The 20,665-nt window shown below is 44.0% G+C and carries 22 protein-coding genes and 1 riboswitch; of the genes, 19 read left to right on the top strand and 3 right to left on the bottom strand.

Annotated elements, in window-relative coordinates; genetic code table 11:
- The first annotated feature begins 38 nt into the window (after positions 1-38).
- From C0638_RS19445 to C0638_RS19505, 12 genes are all read left to right on the top strand, one after another.
- Positions 39-518, top strand: coding sequence for a hypothetical protein (locus C0638_RS19445; protein ID WP_007430644.1), 480 nt, complete (start codon positions 39-41; stop codon positions 516-518).
- Positions 519-558: 40 nt separating this feature from the next.
- On the top strand, positions 559-954 hold the full coding sequence (locus tag C0638_RS19450) for a hypothetical protein (protein WP_013371472.1): 396 nt from the start codon (positions 559-561) through the stop codon (positions 952-954).
- A 1-nt stretch (position 955) separates the two neighbouring features.
- Complete coding sequence (locus tag C0638_RS19455) at positions 956-1,510, top strand: hypothetical protein (protein ID WP_013371471.1); 555 nt, start codon at positions 956-958, stop codon at positions 1,508-1,510.
- Positions 1,497-2,486: a hypothetical protein gene (locus C0638_RS19460; protein WP_013371470.1), complete on the top strand. Its 990-nt coding sequence runs from the start codon at positions 1,497-1,499 to the stop codon at positions 2,484-2,486. Before C0638_RS19455 ends, C0638_RS19460 begins: the two co-directional genes overlap by 14 nt.
- Positions 2,487-2,839: 353 nt before the next feature.
- Positions 2,840-3,379 (top strand): cupin domain-containing protein, encoded by a 540-nt coding sequence (locus C0638_RS19465; RefSeq protein WP_013371469.1) that lies wholly within the window; start codon positions 2,840-2,842, stop codon positions 3,377-3,379.
- Positions 3,380-3,816: 437 nt separating this feature from the next.
- Positions 3,817-5,370 (top strand): ABC-F family ATP-binding cassette domain-containing protein, encoded by a 1,554-nt coding sequence (locus C0638_RS19475; protein WP_013371468.1) that lies wholly within the window; start codon positions 3,817-3,819, stop codon positions 5,368-5,370.
- Positions 5,371-5,455: 85 nt separating this feature from the next.
- A riboswitch (TPP riboswitch) is annotated at positions 5,456-5,564 on the top strand.
- A gap of 329 nt (positions 5,565-5,893) precedes the next feature.
- Positions 5,894-6,487 carry a thiamine phosphate synthase gene (locus C0638_RS19480; RefSeq protein ID WP_058711857.1) on the top strand — a complete coding sequence of 198 codons (594 nt, stop codon included), beginning with the start codon at positions 5,894-5,896 and terminating at the stop codon, positions 6,485-6,487.
- Between the two features lie 57 nt (positions 6,488-6,544).
- Complete coding sequence (gene thiO / locus C0638_RS19485) at positions 6,545-7,693, top strand: glycine oxidase ThiO (RefSeq protein WP_040103593.1); 1,149 nt, start codon at positions 6,545-6,547, stop codon at positions 7,691-7,693.
- Entirely contained in the window at positions 7,690-7,893 is a 204-nt protein-coding gene (thiS, locus tag C0638_RS19490; protein WP_013371465.1) for a sulfur carrier protein ThiS, read from the top strand. The genes thiO and thiS overlap by 4 nt, the downstream gene beginning before the upstream one ends.
- A gap of 2 nt (positions 7,894-7,895) precedes the next feature.
- Positions 7,896-8,663 (top strand): thiazole synthase, encoded by a 768-nt coding sequence (locus tag C0638_RS19495; RefSeq protein ID WP_040103594.1) that lies wholly within the window; start codon positions 7,896-7,898, stop codon positions 8,661-8,663.
- The gene (locus C0638_RS19500) at positions 8,660-9,718 is read left to right on the top strand and encodes a ThiF family adenylyltransferase (RefSeq protein WP_013371463.1); all 1,059 of its coding nucleotides are present in this window, start codon (positions 8,660-8,662) and stop codon (positions 9,716-9,718) included. Before C0638_RS19495 ends, C0638_RS19500 begins: the two co-directional genes overlap by 4 nt.
- Before the next feature lie 140 nt (positions 9,719-9,858).
- On the top strand, positions 9,859-10,551 hold the full coding sequence (locus tag C0638_RS19505) for a response regulator transcription factor (RefSeq protein WP_013371462.1): 693 nt from the start codon (positions 9,859-9,861) through the stop codon (positions 10,549-10,551).
- A 66-nt stretch (positions 10,552-10,617) separates the two neighbouring features.
- On the opposite strand, the gene C0638_RS19510 is transcribed toward C0638_RS19505, so the two are convergent.
- Both C0638_RS19510 and C0638_RS19515 read right to left on the bottom strand, forming a co-directional pair.
- Entirely contained in the window at positions 10,618-11,118 is a 501-nt protein-coding gene (locus C0638_RS19510; protein WP_013371461.1) for a C40 family peptidase, read from the bottom strand.
- A gap of 281 nt (positions 11,119-11,399) precedes the next feature.
- Entirely contained in the window at positions 11,400-12,041 is a 642-nt protein-coding gene (locus tag C0638_RS19515) for a thiamine diphosphokinase (RefSeq protein WP_044788149.1), read from the bottom strand.
- Positions 12,042-12,185: 144 nt separating this feature from the next.
- Here C0638_RS19515 and C0638_RS19520 point away from each other — a divergent pair, with 144 nt between their 5' ends.
- Positions 12,186-12,650, top strand: a complete 465-nt coding sequence (locus tag C0638_RS19520; RefSeq protein ID WP_044788148.1) for a low molecular weight protein-tyrosine-phosphatase — start codon at positions 12,186-12,188, stop codon at positions 12,648-12,650.
- A 143-nt stretch (positions 12,651-12,793) separates the two neighbouring features.
- Here C0638_RS19520 and C0638_RS19525 read toward each other — a convergent pair whose 3' ends face one another.
- A complete protein-coding gene (locus C0638_RS19525; protein WP_016821912.1) occupies positions 12,794-13,528 on the bottom strand; it encodes an alpha/beta hydrolase in 735 nt (244 codons plus the stop codon).
- Between the two features lie 255 nt (positions 13,529-13,783).
- Between C0638_RS19525 and pdhA the strand changes: the two genes are divergently transcribed.
- From pdhA to C0638_RS19555, 6 genes are all read left to right on the top strand, one after another.
- Entirely contained in the window at positions 13,784-14,851 is a 1,068-nt protein-coding gene (pdhA, locus tag C0638_RS19530; protein ID WP_013371457.1) for a pyruvate dehydrogenase (acetyl-transferring) E1 component subunit alpha, read from the top strand.
- A 100-nt stretch (positions 14,852-14,951) separates the two neighbouring features.
- Positions 14,952-15,932 (top strand): alpha-ketoacid dehydrogenase subunit beta, encoded by a 981-nt coding sequence (locus C0638_RS19535; protein WP_013371456.1) that lies wholly within the window; start codon positions 14,952-14,954, stop codon positions 15,930-15,932.
- 34 nt (positions 15,933-15,966) lie between these two features.
- Positions 15,967-17,580: a 2-oxo acid dehydrogenase subunit E2 gene (locus C0638_RS19540; RefSeq protein WP_102163707.1), complete on the top strand. Its 1,614-nt coding sequence runs from the start codon at positions 15,967-15,969 to the stop codon at positions 17,578-17,580.
- A 3-nt stretch (positions 17,581-17,583) separates the two neighbouring features.
- Entirely contained in the window at positions 17,584-19,005 is a 1,422-nt protein-coding gene (gene lpdA / locus C0638_RS19545) for a dihydrolipoyl dehydrogenase (RefSeq protein WP_044786074.1), read from the top strand.
- 249 nt (positions 19,006-19,254) lie between these two features.
- Entirely contained in the window at positions 19,255-20,049 is a 795-nt protein-coding gene (gene thyA / locus C0638_RS19550) for a thymidylate synthase (protein WP_013371453.1), read from the top strand.
- A 17-nt stretch (positions 20,050-20,066) separates the two neighbouring features.
- A complete protein-coding gene (locus tag C0638_RS19555) occupies positions 20,067-20,555 on the top strand; it encodes a dihydrofolate reductase (protein ID WP_013371452.1) in 489 nt (162 codons plus the stop codon).
- Positions 20,556-20,665 lie beyond the last annotated feature (110 nt).

Genomic DNA, 20,665 nt, shown 5'->3' on the forward strand with positions numbered 1-20,665 from the left:
GATGATTAACCAATATTACAAGTTGAGGAGAGAAAGAAATGAACAATGCATCAACAGCATTAAAGGTAGCTGCTGGGATATTTTTGACCATCGCACTAATTACAATTGTAGTCATACTGTTTATCTCAGCTCAGGAAGCTACTAAAACAGCACAAAACAATTTCGCCGATATCCAGACCGAATTGTCTCAAGCCTCCTTTACAGTATACGACGGCACAACAATTAGCGGCTCCCAGGTAACCAATGCGCTGCGGAAGTTTCAGGGAAAGGACCAGTTTGGTATTCAGATTAAAACCGGCAAAAATATGGCAGGACAGTGGTATGGAAATGCTCTGAACATTAGTCCAGACAGCGAGCAGTATGGTGCTGTGAATGGCGGCAGTGATAAGACGGGAAAAATTGCGAATACACTTAATGAAAAGGAGAATGAATACGTAAATCCAAGTGGTAAATTCAAGGCTGAAATCGTTAAAGACAAATCAAACGTGGTACGTGGGTTGTTGTTTACCCAGTCTTAAGAAGTACAGCAAAGATGATAGTCATAAGGGAGATGTGAGCATGTCTGATCACGCTTCAAGTATGCTGTGGCTTGGTGTGTCAGTTATTCTATTTATAACCGCATGTGCAGCAGCAGCAAACTTGTCCAGTCAATTGGGTAGTGCACTGGAATTAAGGTCGCAGCGGGAGGAGCAATCAGAGGGGCGGATATCCAGAACTATAGAGGTGGAGACGCCACAACGGATTAAGGGGACTCAAGTTATCCAGACCATTCGGATGAACTTGCAGGAGGGGATTTCGGTTCAAGTTGACGGTTTAGAGTACGATGTATACTCTGAACCGTTTGAGCCTGATGTATCTACCTTGGATGCTTCCTCTATATATGCCATATACCCACAGCGTAATGGGAACGGAGACATAACATCTGTACGTTTTGAGAAATTGGGGGAGGACTGAAGTGGTTCAAACAATATCCAAGCTGTTGGGGGCGTTGCTCGCTGTATTGCTTTTGTACATCGTACCCGCAGCTCAAGCTGCTGAACGGCAGGATGATATATCCGGGTTAAATACATATCATTCGACTGTACATTTTGTTGATATGGTAAGAACCAAAGGTTACATTACACCGACGATGTATAACGATTTTATGCGTGATCTGGAGCTGACAGGCAATACGTACGAAGTTGATTTGGAGCATATGCACAAAAAATATGTACCGAACTATGCAGATGCGGCAAAGCCAGACAGTTTTCTGGGTAATTATGAAGCTGTATACGATGGCTACTATAACCCGCAAATCTTACCTGTACTGTTTCCTGATAATTCGCAGCCCAAGTCGGAACAGACACGTCGGTATACCTTGATGGCCGGAGATTATTTTACAGTACGATTACATAATACGAATCGAACTCCTGCGGATTTATACAAATCCTGGATTTTGGGTGGAATAGATAACGATAAGCCGGCAGTTTCAGCTTCTTACGGGGGCATGGTTTTGAATGAAGATTACTGATTTTGCAGTTATATTTGTCCTACTCTTTTTGCCCTTTGGTGTGGTTAGTGATTTACGAGTGCAGAATCAGCGTGAAGTACAGCAGCTAGAAATGAAATATACGTCTGCTCTCCGTACCGCAGTTCAGGATGCAGGTGTTGTGCTCTCACAGAATGAACGTCAGGAACGCGAGGCCGGATATGGATCAGATAAGTTTTTTCGTGTAGATAAAGAAGAAGCACTGACCACGTTCCTGCACACTTTCTTCCTTAATATGGGCATTGATGGGGATACAGCAGCACAACGTGCGTTATTGGATTACATACCAGTCATTGTGATTCTGGACTATGATGGTTATTATACGTTCGCTTCAGCAACCTATAAAGATGCGTATGGACAAGCGGTCATAGGCCACAAGTGGAGCGAAAAAAAGCCTTATGCCTATGTTGATGCAGCAGGCAATAGTGTGGGATTCACCCTGGACAATTATCTGCACGCATATGATGCGCGGAATCAGAGATGGGTGGAGGGTTTTCAAAAGGAGCTTGAGAGTCAGACCCCCATTTCGTTACTGAACAATTCATTAACCTTTGAGCAAATGCGCCGTTCTACCATCGTTCGCACCGTTCAGGAAGATCTGGCTCGAATGATTAACGTCCATAACGAAAAAGCAGCACGGAATGGCATTTCCTATACGTTCACTCTTCCACTCATTCCACAAGAGGAATGGTATAACACGATAGATGATGTGGGTATGATCGCGTTTATCCAAGGCATTCCAGTTGGAGACAGATATTACAATAACTATGGGTTTGGTGGTGGAAGAGTCGTCCGAAAGCAATCTATTATTGGAGGCATAGAACCGGGTACTGGAATGAAATATTTTTATAGAGATTCATATCCAGCTCCTTTTCAAGCGGTTGAGCGTTTTACGGATGAAAAATCTGCGGCAGCTGCTGGGTATTTCGAATACAAATATCATAACAGCTTAAATTAATCACTCTCCGGGGTGGGTTTCGTATTATTAGGTCAACTAAAAGGTTGGCCTGCAGTGACAGCCTAGTCTTTCGATTTTATGGTCACTGCTATTTTAAAGAGTGAGTCAAATAAATGGAATTTGATACTCGACATATCGGGGGAGTTCCAACGAAGCTGACACCACTCGCAAAGTATATGCAGTTATATGTAAATTTAAGTGCTAATATCTGTTGAAGTAAAAGACGAAACCGCTTGTGAATATTTTTGTCTTGGCATCATTTAGGCACTTGCCTAATGTTGAAGGTTTTTAGTCCTTTATATAGGCAACCGCATATGATAAGTAAACACTGAATCAAAAAAAGGAGAATGAGTATGTACCCTAAATCATGCCATCACTTCCCATGGCATATTCCTATGTATAACAGCTGTAATTACAACTATCGGAGTTATAATCCTCAATACTACAATTGGTACAACAACGACAGTAATCTCAATGAAAAGATAATATTAAGAGATTATGGACAAAGTCCATTTGTAGTGAATATTGACCAGGCTGCAAATCAAAACAAAAATTATCGTACTGCTATATGGACAGGGAAACATTTTCAAGTGACTCTGATGAGTATTAATGTTGGCGATGATATCGGTTTAGAAGCTCATCCAACAACTGATCAATTCATACGTATTGAAGAAGGTCAGGCACTTGTTCAAATGGGGGATAGGAAAGACAAATTAGATTATCAAGTGATGGCCTATGATGACTATGCAATTATGATACCTGCTGGAAAATGGCACAATGTAATTAATACAGGAAATACGCCCCTTAAGATATACGTTATCTATGCACCGCCTGAGCATCCATTTGGTACAGTTCATGAAACAAAAGAAATTGCCATGTCTGCTGAAAGATAGCCAATTATAAATTAATTTTATTTCATCCCGGTCAAGAACCCAGACCGGGATGATTACATTTTCTCCATTTTATTATTCCTCCGATACTCATGAGGACTGTCTACATAGAGTTCCTTTTTATTAATTGTTATTAGAACTTATCAATTATTTAGGCATTCATTGCTAGGGAATTGTAAGCTTCTGTATACTAGAAGCTTAGATTACCAAAGCAGCAAGAAACTCCTTACGTACCTACCGAAGAGGAGCTTAAGTGCTACTACGATTAACTGTTTTTCTTTTTTTAGGCCAATCCATCTGAAAACCTTAAAATTCGCTGTTTTCAATATTCCGATAAGGGTGCCGGATGTGCTACAATAAAGCTTTGAAAGAAACGATAGCTATATGAAATAAGAACACTCGGCAATGCCGATGAGACAATAAGGAGCCAAAAACAGCTTATGAGTTTATTGACTGTAGAAAATGTATCCCACAACTTTGGGGACCGTGCGTTATTTAAAAATGTTTCCTTTCGATTACTTGCGGGGGAACGTGTAGGATTGGTAGGAGCAAATGGTGTTGGTAAATCGACACTCATGAACATTCTGACTGGAAAATTGCTTAAAGATGAAGGCAAAGTGGAATGGACTCCACGTGTACGTTATGGCTATCTGGATCAGCACACCAAGCTAACGCCAGGTAAAACAGTACGTGATGTATTAAAAGACGCGTTTCTTCCTTTGTTGGAACTGGAAAAGGAAATGATGCAGATTACGGACAAAATGGGAGAGGCTTCTCCCGAAGAGTTGGAAGTCCTGCTGGAACAGATGGGAGAAATTCAAGAGCAACTGGATATGGGGGATTTTTACCTCATTGATGTGAAGGTTGAAGAAATGGCGAATGGATTAGGTCTCTCCGCCATCGGACTGGATCGGGATGTAGCAGCCCTTAGTGGTGGGCAACGGACAAAGGTGCTGCTTGCGAAGTTGCTGTTGGAAAAGCCAAATGTATTGCTGCTGGATGAGCCTACCAACTATTTGGATGTGGAGCATATTGAGTGGCTTACGCGATATTTGAAGGATTATCCCTATGCTTTTATCCTAATTTCACATGATACTGAATTTATGAACCAAGTCGTTAATGTAATCTACCATCTTGAATTTGCTAAGATGACCCGTTATTCAGCTAACTATGAAAAGTTTCTTGAAATGGCGGATCTGAACAAAGCCCAGCATATTGATGCATACGAGAAGCAGCAGGAATATATTAAGAAACAGGAAGACTTTATTCAGCGCAATAAAGCGCGCGCATCTACATCAGGTCGTGCAAAAAGCCGTGAAAAGCAGCTTGATCGAATCGAACGTATTGATAAGCCTGAAGAAGCCGCAAAGCCAACCTTTCAGTTCAAAGAAGCCCGTGCAAGCGGGAAAACAGTTTTTGAAGGTATTGACTTTGAAATTGGCTATACTCATGCCCTTTTGCCTAAAATGTCCATGACGATCGAACGTGGCGAAAAGATCGCAATTGTTGGCTGCAATGGTGTTGGTAAGTCTACGTTACTCAAAACCATTCTGGGGAAAATACCTCCGATCAGCGGAAAAACCTATCAAGGAGATTTCTTGCAGCCCGCTTATTTTGAGCAGGAAGTAAAGGCAGAGAAAATTACACCAATTGACGATGTATGGAATGAATTCCCACATTTGAATCAGCATGAAGTACGAGCGCATTTGGCGCGTTGTGGTTTGAAGAATGAGCATATCACGCGGCCTTTGTCTGCGCTTAGTGGTGGAGAACAGGCTAAAGTCCGCCTTTGTAAACTGCTAATGCGTGAGAGCAACTGGGTACTGTTTGATGAGCCTACCAACCACTTGGATGTCAAAGCAAAGGATGAACTCAAACGCGCTTTGAAGGAATACAAAGGGACCGTATTGCTTGTATCCCACGAACCGGACTTTTACGAGGATTGGGTAACCAAAACGTGGAATGTAGAAGAGTGGTCTAGTAAAGTTAACTAAAATCCAGTTCTGACAGATTTCACACAAGGTGGGGTTTGCAGAATTAGGAAAATATGCTAAGCTATCTTTAGCTGATACAATAAAATAGTCACACTAGGGGAGCCGCCCATGCGGCTGAGACGAAATAAATGGATTTCGGACCCTTTGTACCTGATCTGGGTTATGCCAGCGTAGGGAAGTGAGTACTGTACAAACAAGGTAGTAGCTCTTTACTTTTGTTTGCGCAGGAACGATATACGTTTACGGATATAATAGTCCGTTTGATTTTGAACGTTTGTCAAGCCACTTCCTTTGGGAAGTGGCTTTTTGCGTTTCGTTCATCTTCATTTGTTCGATTTTCCGTAGACGGATTTACATATGATCTCCTTTCATTATTGCTGGTACAAGTGGCTGGCTCCGTATGATATTACCCAATATGGAGCTACAACAGTATAGATTCAGCTAATACGATTTTTTGATAACACAAGTTCATATTCTTTAGTCCAAGTGAGGTGAAAATGAGATCGAATTACACGTAATTACGATGGAAAGTGTCTCCTGTGTGAATGTACCCCAAGTGGCTGCCGCTATTTGTCCTTATATTCATTATGTACACGCACGTTCGAAACAGAAGGGTGCCTCTGCTTTGCTTTCTTTGACTCGTAGCATGATCAAGCAGGAAGTTCCTTTGCGGCAAATTGTAGTAAATGACCGCGTGGACGTAGCTTTACTTACCTCGGCAGGAGCTGTCCAGCTTCCAGCTAATGGGTTATCTGTGGTGGATGCGAAAAGTCTACTTTCAGAGGGTACACGCTGTGGAGTGTCTGTACATTCGTTGGAGGAGGTGCAGACCGCCGAGCAGGCTGGAGCAGACTATGTACTATTTGGTCATGTATATGAGACCCATTGTAAAGCTGGTCTTGTACCGCGGGGTATAGCACAGCTTGAAAGCATTTGCAGATTGTCGGACATTCCGGTGATAGCGCTGGGAGGCATACAACCCCATCATGTTCCAGAGCTTTATCATGCTGGAGCAAGCGGAATTGCGGTGATGTCTGGTATATGGGAAGCAAAGTCACCCGTTGCAGCAGCGATGGAATATAGGCGAATGGTAGATCTTGTAGTTCACGACCTGTAGCAAGAAAACAAGACGAAGGGAAAGCAGAATGCTTACTGGAGAGGAGACACGGAACATATGTCAAAGACACATACAGAGAAAAAAGCGATAGGACACGCTGAATGCTTGGTCATAGGCGGAGGTGTGATCGGCAGTTCCATTGCTTATCATGTGGCTAAGGAGGGACGTAGTACGATCATGCTGGAACGATGGATCCCTGGTGAGGGAGCATCAGGAGCAGCGGTGGGAATGCTGGCAGCGGAAAGTGAAGAGTTTGCAGACCTTGAGCTGGCACGATTTGCCCGTACAAGTCGAGATGCATTCCCTGACCTTGTCTGTGATTTGGAACGTTTATCGGGTATTTCAGTGGACTTTCGTACAGGAGGATTTGTGACCCCATTTCGTTCGGAAGCAGAGGGCCAAAAACGCTGGAATGCTGCGAATATGCGAGAGGATGATCGTCCCATTTGGTGGGATGCCAAGGAGTTGGCCCGACGGATTCCGGGCTTGGCAGATCAAGTAATTGGGGCTATCTACCGATCAAAGGAGACACAAGTGTCTCCTGTCCAGCTTTGCCGTGCTTATGCAGGGGCAGCTGCGGTGCTGGGAGCAACAATATGGTCTGGAACTCAAGCTGAGGAACTGGTCATACAGGATGGTCGAGTTTGTGGTGTGCGAACGGATAGTGGATTTTTTTCCTGCGATCAGGTCGTGATTGCCGCAGGCTTGGACAGCTTGAAATTGCTAGAACAAATTGGGTTTGATTATCCACTATACCCGGTCAAGGGCGAAGCGGTAGCAGTCTCCTCGAAGGATCATCCGTTGGATTATACCATTTATGCTGACGATATTTACCTCGTGCCTAAACAGAATAACGAGCTTTGGATTGGTGCCACAAGTCTTCCGCATCAATATGACAAAGAGGTGACCGTAGGAGGCTTAAAGGGGTTGTTAGCACGTGCATCTGCCTGGTTACCGCGTGTACAGGAAGCTTCTTTTGTACGTGCATGGGCAGGCTTGCGTCCGCAGGCGGCTGCGGAGCGTCCTTTCATTGGGCCTGTTCCTGGAGTAGAGGGCGTCTATGCTGCAGTCGGGCATTATCGCAACGGTGTCCTGCTTAGTGATGCGACTGGGCGAGCGATGGCAGCTATGCTTAAAGGGGCTGGTGCAGCTGGACTTGGAATAAGTAAATTTTCTTCTGAACTTTTCAAGGAGGAAAGCTTATGAAGCTGACCATTAACGGACAGAGCATGACCATTTCCAATCGAATCACTCGTGTGGATCAATTGCTGCATGAACTTGATTTAAAGGTGAAAACCGTAGTGGTAGAGCTGAATCGGCATATATTGACCCGTGAAGATCATCATGAAACGGTACTTAAGGATGGAGATTGCCTAGAAATCGTACATTTTGTAGGAGGCGGTTGATCATGTTAACCATTGGAAAAGCATCTTTTACCTCAAGGCTGTTGCTAGGAACAGGGAAATTTTCGGATCTGGATATCCAATCCCAAGCCGTAGAGGCTGCTGAGACGGAAATATTAACGTTCGCTGTGCGCAGACTGAATTTGGAGGAACGGGATAAGCAGCATTTTCTCGATACACTGGATTTGAGCCGGTATACACTTCTTCCCAACACAGCGGGGGCAACAACAGCAGAGGAGGCAATCCGTATTGCCAAGTTGGCAAAAGCCTCCGGCTTGTGCGATATGATTAAGGTAGAAGTCATTGGGGATAGCAAGACGCTGTTGCCTGATCCTTTTGAAACATTGAAAGCTAGTGAAAAGTTGCTAGAGGAAGGCTTTGTCGTGCTACCCTACATATCGGATGATGTGATACTAGCGAAGAGGTTGCAAGAGCTTGGAGTACATGCCGTAATGCCTGGAGCGTCGCCGATTGGTACAGGACATGGTTTGCTCAATCCGTTTTCGTTAGAGTTGATTATCGAGCAAGCGGAAGTTCCGGTCATTGTCGATGCTGGTATTCGCTCACCTGGTGACGCAGCAATGGCAATGCAGTTGGGAGCAGATGGTGTTCTGCTGAATACAGCTGTCTCAGGAGCGAAGAATCCTGTGAAAATGGCTGAGGCCATGAAGCTGGCTGTACGTGCAGGCAGATATGGATTTGAGGCGGGGATGATTCCTGTAAAACGTTATGCTTCAGCAAGCAGTCCGATAGAAGGCATGGTTCAGGGATGAGGATTACTAAAAAATCTGCTGCTGAACCACCACAAAGTGACCGTTATTCCAGACAGGAAAGGTTTGCACCCTTTGGGCCTGCAGGCCAACGCCGGCTTGCTTCCTCTCATGTACTAATCATAGGTGTTGGAGCGCTGGGCACTGGTATTGCAGAAACGTTAGTTCGTGGAGGCGTAGGTACGGTAAGCCTGGTAGACCGGGATTATGTGGAATGGAGCAATTTGCAGCGCCAGCAGCTTTTTCAGGAAAGTGATGCTGTGCAAAGGTGTCCCAAAGCAGTAGCTGCCCAGCGAAGATTAAAGGATATTAATTCGGAAACAATTGTACATGCACATGTCTTGGATGTTGGGATAGAAGAGCTGGAAGAGTTGATCCAGGGGGTAGATCTCATGATGGATGCAACCGATAATTTCGATACCCGGCTTCTTATGAACGACATGGCACTCAAGCATCGCATTCCTTGGATTTATGGAGGATGTGTGGGTAGCTATGGTGTAACTTACACTATTTTACCGGGTCAGACACCTTGTCTACACTGTCTGATGGGAACTGTACCGCTTGGAGGGGAGACCTGTGATACGGCCGGGATTATTCCGCAGGCAGTACAAATGGTCACCGCTAACCAGACTACGGAAGCTTTCAAGCTTCTTGGTGGATATCCTGAGAACTTGAGAGGAAAGTTGCTTTCGTTTGATTTGTGGAAAAATGAGTATGTAGCAATAGCAGTGGATCGTCTAAAAAAAGCGAATTGTCCTTCTTGCGGTAGCCAACCGACGTATCCCTATTTATCAGCCTCTTATCGGCAGAAAACAGATGTTTTGTGCGGTAGGGATACCGTTCAAATAAGACCTGCCAACCGGACACATCTGAATCTCGCAGAGGTAGCAAATAGATTTACAGCATTGGGTGAGGGGAACGTAGAGTGGAATTCGTATCTGGTTTCCTTTAGTGTGGGCGAGCATCGCTTGGTTGTTTTTGCAGATGGCAGAGCGCTGATCCATGGGACAAAGGACTTGGCAAAAGCAAGAAGTCTATATCATCGCTATTTGGGCTGAAAACCATAAAGCAGAAAACCATTCTTTGAGAATGATTTTCTGCTTTTTTGTTACACTAACACAAATATGTTTAAATGGCTTATAACAAACTTGTTCGTATCCAATATGTAATGCGATGTCCAAACCAGGTGGGTGAAAAGATGAGCCCGTTAATTGTACTTGTGGATGAAAATGAAGCGCCCGCTGTATTCGTTCATCCATTGGAGCAGGCAGGTTATCAGGTGGTTCATGTTCGTAATACATCGGATGTAAGCCCTTATATAGCTCAAAATCCTGTGAGTTTGCTACTCCTGAACATTAAAGATGAACAGGCGGACACTCAAGGCTTGATTCGCATTTTGCAGCAGAACTATCCTCATGTTCCACTGCTTGTAATGATTTCATCAGATGAGGAAGCACTTATGGTTTACTGCTTTGAACAAGGAGCACATGATGTAATGGTAGTGCCCTTTTATCCTAGAGTTCTTCAGGCTAGAGTAGCTAATTTATTACGAATTTTTGGTGTTGAACGTGATGTGAAAAGAGCAATCGAGGCAGGAGATTTACATATAGACACTGCAAGCAGAATGGTGAGCAGAGGGGAGCGAAAGCTGGAATTAACTCCGAAAGAATTCGATCTTTTGCTACATCTGGCGATACATCTTAACCAAGTTTGTAGCAGGCAGCAAATTTTAAAGGATGTTTGGAAACATGATTATATCGCTGATACGAACGTAGTAGATGTGTACATCAGGCATTTAAGGGTTAAAGTAGATAGAGGGCAAAAGTTTAAAATGATTCGAACGGAACGAGGCATTGGCTATTCACTCAGAACGCCAACTGAAGCAAAATAGCATAAAGTATAAATAAAAAAAGCCGAGACCTTTCGTCCCGGCTTACCAATTTAAATGAGTTCTACATTACAGCACGCGACGTGCTTTAATGTACGTTCTTTTCCAGTTGCCGGAGTTCAAATCAGAGATGGTCACCCCAGGTCCACCGTAAGTGTGTAGGATTTTACCCCCGCCCATATATACTGCTACGTGAGTAATATTGCGTCCTGTGGCACGGCTACCGCTTGAAAAGAACACTAAGTCACCTTTTTTCAAATTAGCCTTGGATACGGCATGTCCGACTTTAGACTGTTGAACAGAAGTACGCGGCAAATCGACTCCGTATTTCTTGAATATGTGCTTCATGAAAGAAGAACAGTCAAAATTGCGTGTAGTGCTTGTGGAAGCTCCAAACTTATAAGGAGTACCCATATATTTTTTGCCGTAGTTAATTACTTTTTGACCTACAGTAGTAGTAGCAGTAGCAGCTTGTGCTGTATTTGTTCCCTCAATGGCAAAAGTACCAAAGCCGATAGTGGCAGCGACTCCTGCGATAATTACCTTTTTTATGATTTTATGCATATTCATGTTGTAAGTACCTCCAAAAATTGATTTGTGCAATATTTTGCTGAGTTGCTAACTAACTGACAGCGTTGAGTATAACAGTTTTGAAGCCGCCTAATAGTTGGAAAACTACTCTCGAATGCTTGTGGGGCAAGGCTTACGTCGCAATTATTAAAAAACGATTAAAAATTACAATTTGTAAAAAATAAATTAATTCTAGTACCTTCAAAAAACCGAAAAACCCTTGTTAGTCAAGGGTTTTGAGTGTGTGAACAACTTTTTAAATAGTTACAACAATGTCATAATTAATCCTTGCTTTGAATAACGAGTAGTAGACCGCTTTTGATAGAAATAGTACCTTTTGCAGCCGTTAGCTTATTGCTGACACCCCGTGATTGTCCCATTTTGAGGGTGGCATTATGAAGGGGATACATAAATCCTTCCAGTTGTATACCTGTTACTTCGGCGGTCATAGGAATCAGGGATGTATATGTATAGCCCATGGGCTGGATCTCGAGCGTTGATCCGGTCAGCTCAATATAATTATGTGCGTCCATGATAGCGCAACTAATGTGATGCTGCATGGCCCGTACTAATATTTGAACATTGGCTAAGGTGTGGTCCATTCGAGTGCCAGTAACACCGAGCAAGAGTACATGATCTACTTGTTCTTCCATAGCAATTTCTAAAGCAAGCTCTGTATCAGTTAGGTCCTTATGTACTGGATCGCACGCAATCATACGTTGGCTTGCTGATTTTACCTGTTCTTGTTCCTCTGAAGTAATCGAATCAAAATCTCCTACAGAGACATGTGGTGTAATACCGTGTTCTATCAGGAAAAGGGCACCTTTATCTGCGCCTATAATAAAATCATCGGGTTGTATTTGTTGTAAATCTTCTTCATTAAGACGACCGCCTGAAAATACAATGGCTCGCTTTTTCGTCATAACCAACATCCTTTCTTTCTGCATACGGTTCCAGATATACGATCATTTTAAGTATACCGCGTTAAATATGGCTTGCACAATTTTGGAGGACCTGGCTACAATGGAACAGAAAAAAAGTGCGACGTGAATAGGAAGGGGAACGAAATGATTAACGTTTTGTTTGTGTGTTTGGGCAATATTTGCCGCTCTCCCATGGGGGAGGCAATACTGAGACATAAAGCAAAGGAACGGGGATTAGACGCAGAAATTCGGGTGGACTCGGCTGGAACAGGCGACTGGCATATTGGAAATCCTCCGCATGAGGGAACGCTAAAGCAGCTTAAACTGCACGGAATCAGCGAACAAGGCATACAGGCACGGCAAATAACGGATCGTGATTTTGACGCATTTGATTATATTGTGTGCATGGATGACTCTAATGAACGAAACGTGCGTAAACTTGCAGGTGGAGCAGATGCTGATATTCTAAAATTCATGGATTTGCTTCCTCGAGAAAAGTTAAGAGAAGTACCCGACCCATATTTTACCGGGAACTTTGAAGAGACCTATCGATTATTGGACGCAGGATGCGAGGCCTTGCTGGACAAGATCATAGAAGAAAAGCTATAATGTGAACGACAGATGACGGCAATCATTGCCGTTTTTCGTTATATATTTTTGAAAGCGTAATCAAAATATAAAAAAAGAGGAAGGAGCCTTATGACCTCCTAGGTCAATGCTCATTCCTCATCATTGTCTGGGATGTTTTTTACTCAGGCACGATCCAGAAAATACATTAGCGCGTCAGGTAACTCGTTTTGCCAAAAGCCCCATAAATGTTTACCATCCTTTTCACGGTAAGAAACTTCGGCGTTCCGCTCGCGCAGTAAATCTGCGCATTGACGGTTTAGCTCTACAAAGTTGTAAATGCCGGTATCACTCTCAAAAGCATCTTCCTGAAGGCCAACTGTCATCCATACATTTAGATGCGACAGTTCTTTCTCACGGGCAATAATTTCTTGCGAAGCTTCATAGTAGGCACCTGAGAGGCTAATAATGCGATTAAACAGCTCAGGATACAATAGCGCCAAATGCAAAGACACACTGCCTCCCAGTGAATCCCCAGCAAGAATGCGGGAAGCTGCATCTTTTCTTATAGGATACTTTTGTTCCACATAGGGAATAATCTCTTCTGCAAAACAGGCAGTGTATGCCTCAAAACGATTGCCGAAGGGAGCGTACTCCTGAGTTCTGATTTTGGTGTTCACTTCCACGCCTACAATAATGAAGGGTTCCACGCCTTCATCCAGTATGAGACGGTTGGCGTGTGTTGCAATGCGTCCAAAGTTGAAGAATTCCTCTCCATCCTGACAGTAGACGACCGGGTAGCTCAATATTTCATTATAGCCGGGCGGCAAATAAATCCGAAGAATTCGGGTTTCGCCAAGTAAGCGGCTATCTACTTCGTCTTTAAGGATGGTTCGTTTTAAATACCGAGAATCCGTCATTTTTCGTCACCTTTCTTGGGTATTATTTTGCATTAAGGATCACAATAAGTTAAGATTACCCTGATTGCAATAGATGTTTAAAATTTCAATCATGTACTAAGCTGTTATAGTAAAAAACGCACCCTGTTACATACACAAAATTGTGCCAAACTCAAAAAAAATAACTAAATCTTTGACGCGAGCGATATAACAGGTGTATAATAATCCTATAACAGCGGAACTTGATATTCAAATTTTTTTGTTGAGGTGAAGAAAATGAGCAAGGTTCCTTATGAAGTTTACACAGAGGAAGTTGAGGCTCTGTCCGTGCTTTCTCCGGATGGTGAAATTATCAATAAAGATAAATTGCCTAAACTTACAGATGATCAATTGAAAGAAATTATGTATCGTATGGTATTTACACGTACTTGGGATGACCGTGCTGTTAACTTGGGCCGTCAAGGACGTCTCGGTTTCTACGCTCCGGTATCCGGACAAGAAGCAACAATGGTTGGTAGTGAATTTGCGCTCCAAAAAGAAGACTTTATTGCACCAGGCTACCGAGATATTCCGCAACTCGTTTGGCATGGCCTGCCATTATATCAAGCTTTCTTGTATTCCCGTGGTCATCAACATGGTGGTCAAATTCCGGACGGCGTTAACGTATTGATGCCGCAAATCATCATTGGCGCGCAAATTCTGCACGCTATGGGAATTGCAATGGGCTACAAACTGAAAAAACAAAAACAAGTCGTCATTACATATACAGGTGACGGTGGTTCTTCCGAAGGTGACTTCTACGAAGGTCTGAACTATGCTGGTGTGTACAAATTGCCAGTTATTTTCTTTGTGCAAAACAATGGTTACGCGATCACAACTCCATTCTCGAAACAAACCGCTGCCCTTTCGATCGCTCATAAAGCAGTAGCTGCTGGTATTAAAGGCGTGAAAATTGACGGTATGGACGTGCTTGCAGTTATTAAAGCTGTTCAAGAAGCTGCAGAGCGTGGACGTAATGGCGAAGGTGCAACATTGATTGAAGCCGTTACTTACCGTTTCCGTCCGCATTCCCTTTCTGATGATGCGACGAAATATCGTTCTAAAGAAGAAGAAGGCGAATGGAATGCAAAAGATCCAATTGCCCGCTTTGCGAAATACCTTGAGAAAAAAGGTCTTTGGACTGAAGAAGATACAGCTCGCGTAAAAGAAGAAGCTAAGGCAAAAGTGAACGAAGAGATCAAAAAGGCTGAGAAAACAGAAAAAATGACAATTCCTGGCCTGATCGATAGCATGTTCGAAACTACGCCTAAGCACTTGGAAGAACAAAAAGCTGATTTTAAATAATTGAACTTGAAAGAGACCGGGCGGCAACCCGATCCGGTCTGCTTTTCGATTGACCTGAACTGAAACTGATCTGTCAATGTTTAAGGAGGAAATGAAGCAAATGGCACAAATGAACATGAAAGAAGCGATTCGTGACGCACTGCGCGTAGAGTTGAAACGCGACCCTAACGTCCTGCTTTTCGGTGAAGACGTAGGTCATGTAGGTGGCGTATTCCGCGCTACAGAAGGTCTGCAAAAAGAATTTGGCGAAGAACGTGTATTCGATACTCCGCTGGCGGAATCCGCAATCGGGGGTCTTGCTGTCGGTCTGGGTATCCAAGGTTTCCGCCCTGTAGCTGAAATCCAGTTCGTAGGCTTTATCTTTGAAGCACTCGATCAAATGGCAATTCAAGCATCCCGTATGCGTTACCGTTCCGGCGGACGTTACAATTCTCCAATCGTATTCCGTACACCTTTTGGTGGCGGTGTTAAGGCAGCCGAGCTGCATACAGATTCCTTGGAGGGTCTTTTGACTCAAACACCAGGTATTAAGGTTGTTGTTCCTTCCAACCCTTACGATGCAAAAGGTCTTATGATCGCGTCTATTCGCGATAACGATCCAGTATTTTTCATGGAGCATTTGAACCTGTACCATGCATTCCGTGCTGAAGTTCCTGAGAATGATTACACAGTTGAACTGGGCAAGGCAAATGTAGTTCGTGAAGGTTCCGATGTGACGATCATTACTTACGGTATGATGGTACACACTTCGGTTAAGGCTGCTGAAGAGCTGGAAAAAACAAAGGGTATTAAAGTGGAAATCATTGATTTGCGTACAATCAGCCCGATTGACATTGATACCATTGTTGCCTCTGTTCAAAAAACCAATCGTGCTATCGTTGTTCAAGAAGCGCAAAAGAGTGCCGGTGTTGCTGCTGAAGTTATTGCACAAATTAACGAAAAAGCAATCCTGCATCTGGAAGCACCAGTTCTGCGTGTAGCAGGTCCGGATACCGTTTATCCATTTGCTCAAATTGAAGATACTTGGTTGCCAACGCCAACACGTATCATTGATGCGGTTAATAAAGTATTGGAATTTTAATTAAAGCACACCGTAAATTTGGGAGGTTTTAAACGTGGCAAAATTTGAATATAAATTCCCGGAGCTGGGTGAAGGTCTTCACGAAGGCGAAATCATCAAGATGCACATCAAGCCCGGCGACAAAGTAACTGATGATGATATCATCATGGAAGTACAAAACGACAAGGCTGTAGTTGAAGTTCCATGTCCGGTTAATGGTACGGTTCAAGAAGTATTTGCCAAAGACGGAGACGTCTTCAACGTAGGTCAAGTTGTGGCTGTCATCGACGCAGAAGGTGAACTTCCTGAACAAGAAGATGCACCAGAAGCGCCAGCTGCTAGCCCTGAGCCAAGTGCTGCTGCACAAGGCGGAGCTGCAGGTGCAGCTAGATTTGAATATAAATTCCCAGAGCTGGGTGAAGGTCTTCACGAAGGCGAAATCATCAAGATGCACATCAAGCCCGGCGACAAAGTAACTGATGATGATATTATCATGGAAGTACAAAACGACAAGGCTGTAGTTGAAGTTCCATGTCCGGTTAATGGTACGGTTCAAGAAGTATTTGCCAAAGACGGAGACATCTTTAACGTAGGTCAAGTTGTGGCTGTCATCGCTGCTGAAGGTGAACTTCCTGAGCAAGAAGAAGCACCAGCTGCTGTTAAACAAGAAGAGGATGCTGCCAAAGGTGGAGCGAACACGCAACCAAGTGCAACACCTGCTGCTTCGAACAAAGACGTACTGGCTACACCTAGCGTTCGCAAATTTGCACGTGAGCAAGGTGTTAACATCGCTCAAGTGAGTGGCTCCGGCAAAAACGGTAAAATCACTAAAGAAGATGTAGAAGCTTTCAAAAATGGTGGAGGCCAAGCGGCTGCACCAGTAGCGAAAGAAGCTGCAAAAGCGCAAGAGCCAGCTAAAAAAGAAGCGAAAGCTGCAGCACCATCCGCACCAGCTGCAGACCCGCGTGCTGAGGAAGAACGCGTACCATTTAAAGGTATCCGTAAAGCAATTTCCAATGCTATGGTTAAGTCGGCTTACACGGCTCCACACGTTACAATTATGGACGAAGTGGATGTAACTGAGCTGGTTGCTTTCCGTACTCGTATCAAACCAATTGCAGAGAAGAAAGGCACAAAAGTAACTTACCTGCCATTCATCGTAAAAGCTTTGGTTGCTGCTTCCCGTCAATTCCCGGCTCTGAATGCCTCGATCGACGAAGAAGCTAACGAAATTGTCTACAAAAAATACTACAATATCGGTATCGCTACAGATACAGACAACGGCTTGATCGTTCCTGTTATCAAAGATGCTGATCGTAAGAGTATCTGGATGATTGCTGATTCCATTCGTGACCTGGCTGTACGCGGTCGTGATGGTAAATTGGCTGCCAATGAAATGAGAGGAAGCACGATTTCCATCACGAACATTGGTTCCGCAGGCGGTATGTTCTTTACTCCAATCATCAACTTTCCTGAGGTTGCAATTTTGGGTACTGGCCGCATCAGTGAAAAAGCAGTCGTGAAAAACGGTGAAATTGTTGCCGCTCCAGTAATGGCTCTTTCCCTGAGCTTTGACCACCGTATTATTGACGGTGCAACTGCTCAAAACTTCATGAACTATATTAAACAGCTGCTCGCTAACCCTGAGCTGCTTGTAATGGAGGTGTAATCAATGGTAGTAGGAGACGCTTCTCTGGATATTGACACATTGGTTATCGGTGCGGGTCCTGGCGGCTATGTAGCTGCCATCCGTGCCGCACAGTTGGGACAAAGCGTATTGATCGTTGACAAATCTGAGCTGGGCGGTGTCTGCTTGAACCGTGGATGTATTCCATCCAAAGCTTTGATCTCTGCAGCTCATCAATACGAAGCAGCTAAACATGGCGAAACTTTCGGTATTACGGCTGAAAATGTAAAAGTAGATTTTGCAAAAACACAAGAATTCAAAAACGGTGTTGTTAAGAAAATGACTGGCGGCGTAAGCGGCTTGCTCAAAGGCAACAAAGTCGAAGTTTTCAACGGTGAGTGCATGTTCATCAACGAAAACGAAGCGCGTGTATTCAACGAACATGAATCACCACGTTACCGTTTTAAAAATGCAATTATCGCAACAGGCTCCCGTCCTATCGAATTGAAGCCATTCCCGTTTGGCGGACGCATTCTGTCTTCTACTGAAGCATTGAACCTGCCTGAAATTCCGAAAAGCCTGATCGTTATCGGTGGTGGATATATTGGTGCAGAGCTTGGACAAATGTATTCCAAATTCGGTTCCAAAGTAACGATCATTGAAGGTATGGATACTGTTCTTCCTGGCTTCGATAAAGATATGACTTCCATCGTTTCGAAAAGCATGAAGAAAACAGGTATCGAAATCTTCACTGGCGCTAAAGCGGAAACTGCGGAGCAAACTGATAAAGATGTAACAGTGAAATTCTCTGTTAACGGTGAAAGCAAAGAAGTAACTGCTGAGTACCTGCTTGTAACTGTTGGACGTCGTCCAAATACAGACGGTGAACTGGGTCTGGATTTGATCGGTGTAGAACTGGATGAACGCGGAATGGTGAAAGTTGACCACCAAGGACGCACAAGCATCCCTCACATCTTCGCAATCGGCGATATTGTTCCTGGTCTTGCTCTGGCTCACAAAGCTTCTTACGAAGGTAAAGTAGCTGCTGAAGTAATTGCTGGCCAACCATCTGTTGTAGACTATAAATGTATTCCGGCTGTTGTGTTCACAGATCCAGAATGCTCTAGCGTAGGCTACACAGAGACACAAGCTAAAGAAAAAGGCTATAATGTCAAAGTTGGCAAGTTCTCTTATGGAGCAAACGGTCGTGCCGTTTCCCTGAACGCTGCTGAAGGCTTTGTAAAAATCGTAGCTGACGCAGATACAGGTCTGGTACTGGGTACGCAAATCGTAGGTCTGGAAGCTTCCAACCTGATTGCTGAGCTGGGTCTGGCGATTGAAATGGGTGCTACACTCGAAGATATCTCCTTGACTATCCATGCTCACCCTACACTGGGCGAACTTGTGATGGAAGCTGCAGAAGTCGTAATGGGTCATCCGATCCACGCATTGGCGCCACGTCGCTAATTCCATTTCATTATCTTGTTTTTGGTTTTCATACATGAAAAAAGAGGCAAGGAGCGCTATATCTGCGCTCTTTGTCTCTTTTTTTCAAACTTTAAGATTATTGGACTATCATGAAAATTCACACAGCACATGGTCAAAAAAGTACCCTACATGATAAACTAAATATAGATTAATGGGGTAGATCGAGAATTTTAAAAATTAAAAACTGACGATGCTGTTTTTTATTCATGCTCAAAGGAGAGAAACAACGTGCGCAACTACTTGGAATTGTTGGAGGATATTTTAGAGAACGGAGTGAAAAAAGAGGATCGGACAGGGACGGGAACATTATCTGTGTTCGGAAGGCAACTTCGTTTTGATCTGGCCAAGGGCTTCCCGTTGGTGACCACTAAAAGAGTACATTTGAAATCCGTTATACATGAACTGTTATGGTTTTTGCGAGGGGATACCAATATTGCTTATCTCAAGGAGAACGGAGTTAGCATTTGGGATGAATGGGCAGACGAGCAGGGGAATCTGGGACCTGTGTATGGATCGCAATGGCGCGCATGGGAAACACCGGACGGACAACATATTGACCAAATTGCGAATGTCATTGAGGCTATCAAAAACAATCCGGATTCACGTCGACATATCGTCAGTGCTTGGAATGTGGCTGAAATTGAATCGATGAAGTTGCCGCCATGTCATTTTGTATTCCAGTTCTACGTAGCTGGAGGAAAGTTATCCTGTATGCTGACGATGCGTTCAGTGGATACTTTCCTTGGACTGCCATTCAACATCGCTAGTTATGCATTGCTGACGCATATGGTTGCACAGCAGTGCGGTTTGGAGCCCGGAGAGTTTATTTGGTCAGGCGGCGATGTGCATATTTATTCAAACCATATACAACAAGTGCATACGCAGTTGGAGCGTGATCCTTATCCCTTGCCACAGTTAAAAATCCTGCGCAAGCCGGAATCCATTTTTGATTACACTTACGAGGATTTTGTTTTTGAGAATTACGAGCATCACCCAGGGATCAAGGCGCCTGTCGCCATCTGATTAGAGGAGGTGGAAAGATGAGCATTTCGATGATATGGGCTATGGCACAAAATGGTGTGATTGGCCGGGATAACAGTCTTCCTTGGCGCCTTCCCAGAGACATGGCCTTCTTCAAAGAGCAGACGATTAATAAAACGGTACTCATGGGACGCAAAACGTGGGAATCCTTTGGCGGGAAAAGCCTACCAAACCGCCGCAACGTCGTTTTGACTCGAGATGAGCGCTATCAGGCGGAAGGTGCGGAAGTAATCCATACGCTGGAAGAAGGGCTCCAACTTGCCCAGAAAGAAGAGCTAATGGTCATTGGCGGAGCGGAGATTTATTCACTGTTTTGGCCACATGCTGATCGGCTGATTGTGACTCGAATTGAGGAGACCTTTGAAGGTGATACGACGTTTCCTGAGCTGGATTGGAGCGGCTGGACTATAGTCAGTGAGACGCCAGGTATCAAGGACGACAAAAACCTGTATGACTACCGTTTTGTTGTTTACGAGAGAACAGGATAACAATAGATGAACTCGACCTAGCTCATTTGAAAAATTAATAAACCATATAAAAAATCCTTTTGGCTGTAGATGCAGAAAGTTGCATAAGTTTTCATTACTTTTACGCTGTA

The sequence above is a fragment of the Paenibacillus sp. lzh-N1 genome, from assembly GCF_002872435.1.
Lineage (GTDB): Bacteria > Bacillota > Bacilli > Paenibacillales > Paenibacillaceae > Paenibacillus > Paenibacillus polymyxa_C.

What these genes read in the sequence shown, in the direction of transcription:
- C0638_RS19445 (WP_007430644.1), top strand. Translation starts at nt 39, where the DNA reads ATGAACAATGCATCAACAGCATTAAAGGTAGCTGCTGGGATATTTTTG.
- C0638_RS19450 (WP_013371472.1), top strand. Translation starts at nt 559, where the DNA reads ATGTCTGATCACGCTTCAAGTATGCTGTGGCTTGGTGTGTCAGTTATT.
- C0638_RS19460 (WP_013371470.1), top strand. Translation starts at nt 1,497, where the DNA reads ATGAAGATTACTGATTTTGCAGTTATATTTGTCCTACTCTTTTTGCCC.
- C0638_RS19465 (WP_013371469.1), top strand. Translation starts at nt 2,840, where the DNA reads ATGTACCCTAAATCATGCCATCACTTCCCATGGCATATTCCTATGTAT.
- C0638_RS19475 (WP_013371468.1), top strand. Translation starts at nt 3,817, where the DNA reads ATGAGTTTATTGACTGTAGAAAATGTATCCCACAACTTTGGGGACCGT.
- C0638_RS19480 (WP_058711857.1), top strand. Translation starts at nt 5,894, where the DNA reads ATGGAAAGTGTCTCCTGTGTGAATGTACCCCAAGTGGCTGCCGCTATT.
- thiO (WP_040103593.1), top strand. Translation starts at nt 6,545, where the DNA reads ATGTCAAAGACACATACAGAGAAAAAAGCGATAGGACACGCTGAATGC.
- thiS (WP_013371465.1), top strand. Translation starts at nt 7,690, where the DNA reads ATGAAGCTGACCATTAACGGACAGAGCATGACCATTTCCAATCGAATC.
- C0638_RS19495 (WP_040103594.1), top strand. Translation starts at nt 7,896, where the DNA reads ATGTTAACCATTGGAAAAGCATCTTTTACCTCAAGGCTGTTGCTAGGA.
- C0638_RS19500 (WP_013371463.1), top strand. Translation starts at nt 8,660, where the DNA reads ATGAGGATTACTAAAAAATCTGCTGCTGAACCACCACAAAGTGACCGT.
- C0638_RS19505 (WP_013371462.1), top strand. Translation starts at nt 9,859, where the DNA reads ATGAGCCCGTTAATTGTACTTGTGGATGAAAATGAAGCGCCCGCTGTA.
- C0638_RS19510 (WP_013371461.1), bottom strand. Translation starts at nt 11,118, where the DNA reads ATGAATATGCATAAAATCATAAAAAAGGTAATTATCGCAGGAGTCGCT.
- C0638_RS19515 (WP_044788149.1), bottom strand. Translation starts at nt 12,041, where the DNA reads ATGACGAAAAAGCGAGCCATTGTATTTTCAGGCGGTCGTCTTAATGAA.
- C0638_RS19520 (WP_044788148.1), top strand. Translation starts at nt 12,186, where the DNA reads ATGATTAACGTTTTGTTTGTGTGTTTGGGCAATATTTGCCGCTCTCCC.
- C0638_RS19525 (WP_016821912.1), bottom strand. Translation starts at nt 13,528, where the DNA reads ATGACGGATTCTCGGTATTTAAAACGAACCATCCTTAAAGACGAAGTA.
- pdhA (WP_013371457.1), top strand. Translation starts at nt 13,784, where the DNA reads ATGAGCAAGGTTCCTTATGAAGTTTACACAGAGGAAGTTGAGGCTCTG.
- C0638_RS19535 (WP_013371456.1), top strand. Translation starts at nt 14,952, where the DNA reads ATGGCACAAATGAACATGAAAGAAGCGATTCGTGACGCACTGCGCGTA.
- lpdA (WP_044786074.1), top strand. Translation starts at nt 17,584, where the DNA reads ATGGTAGTAGGAGACGCTTCTCTGGATATTGACACATTGGTTATCGGT.
- C0638_RS19555 (WP_013371452.1), top strand. Translation starts at nt 20,067, where the DNA reads ATGAGCATTTCGATGATATGGGCTATGGCACAAAATGGTGTGATTGGC.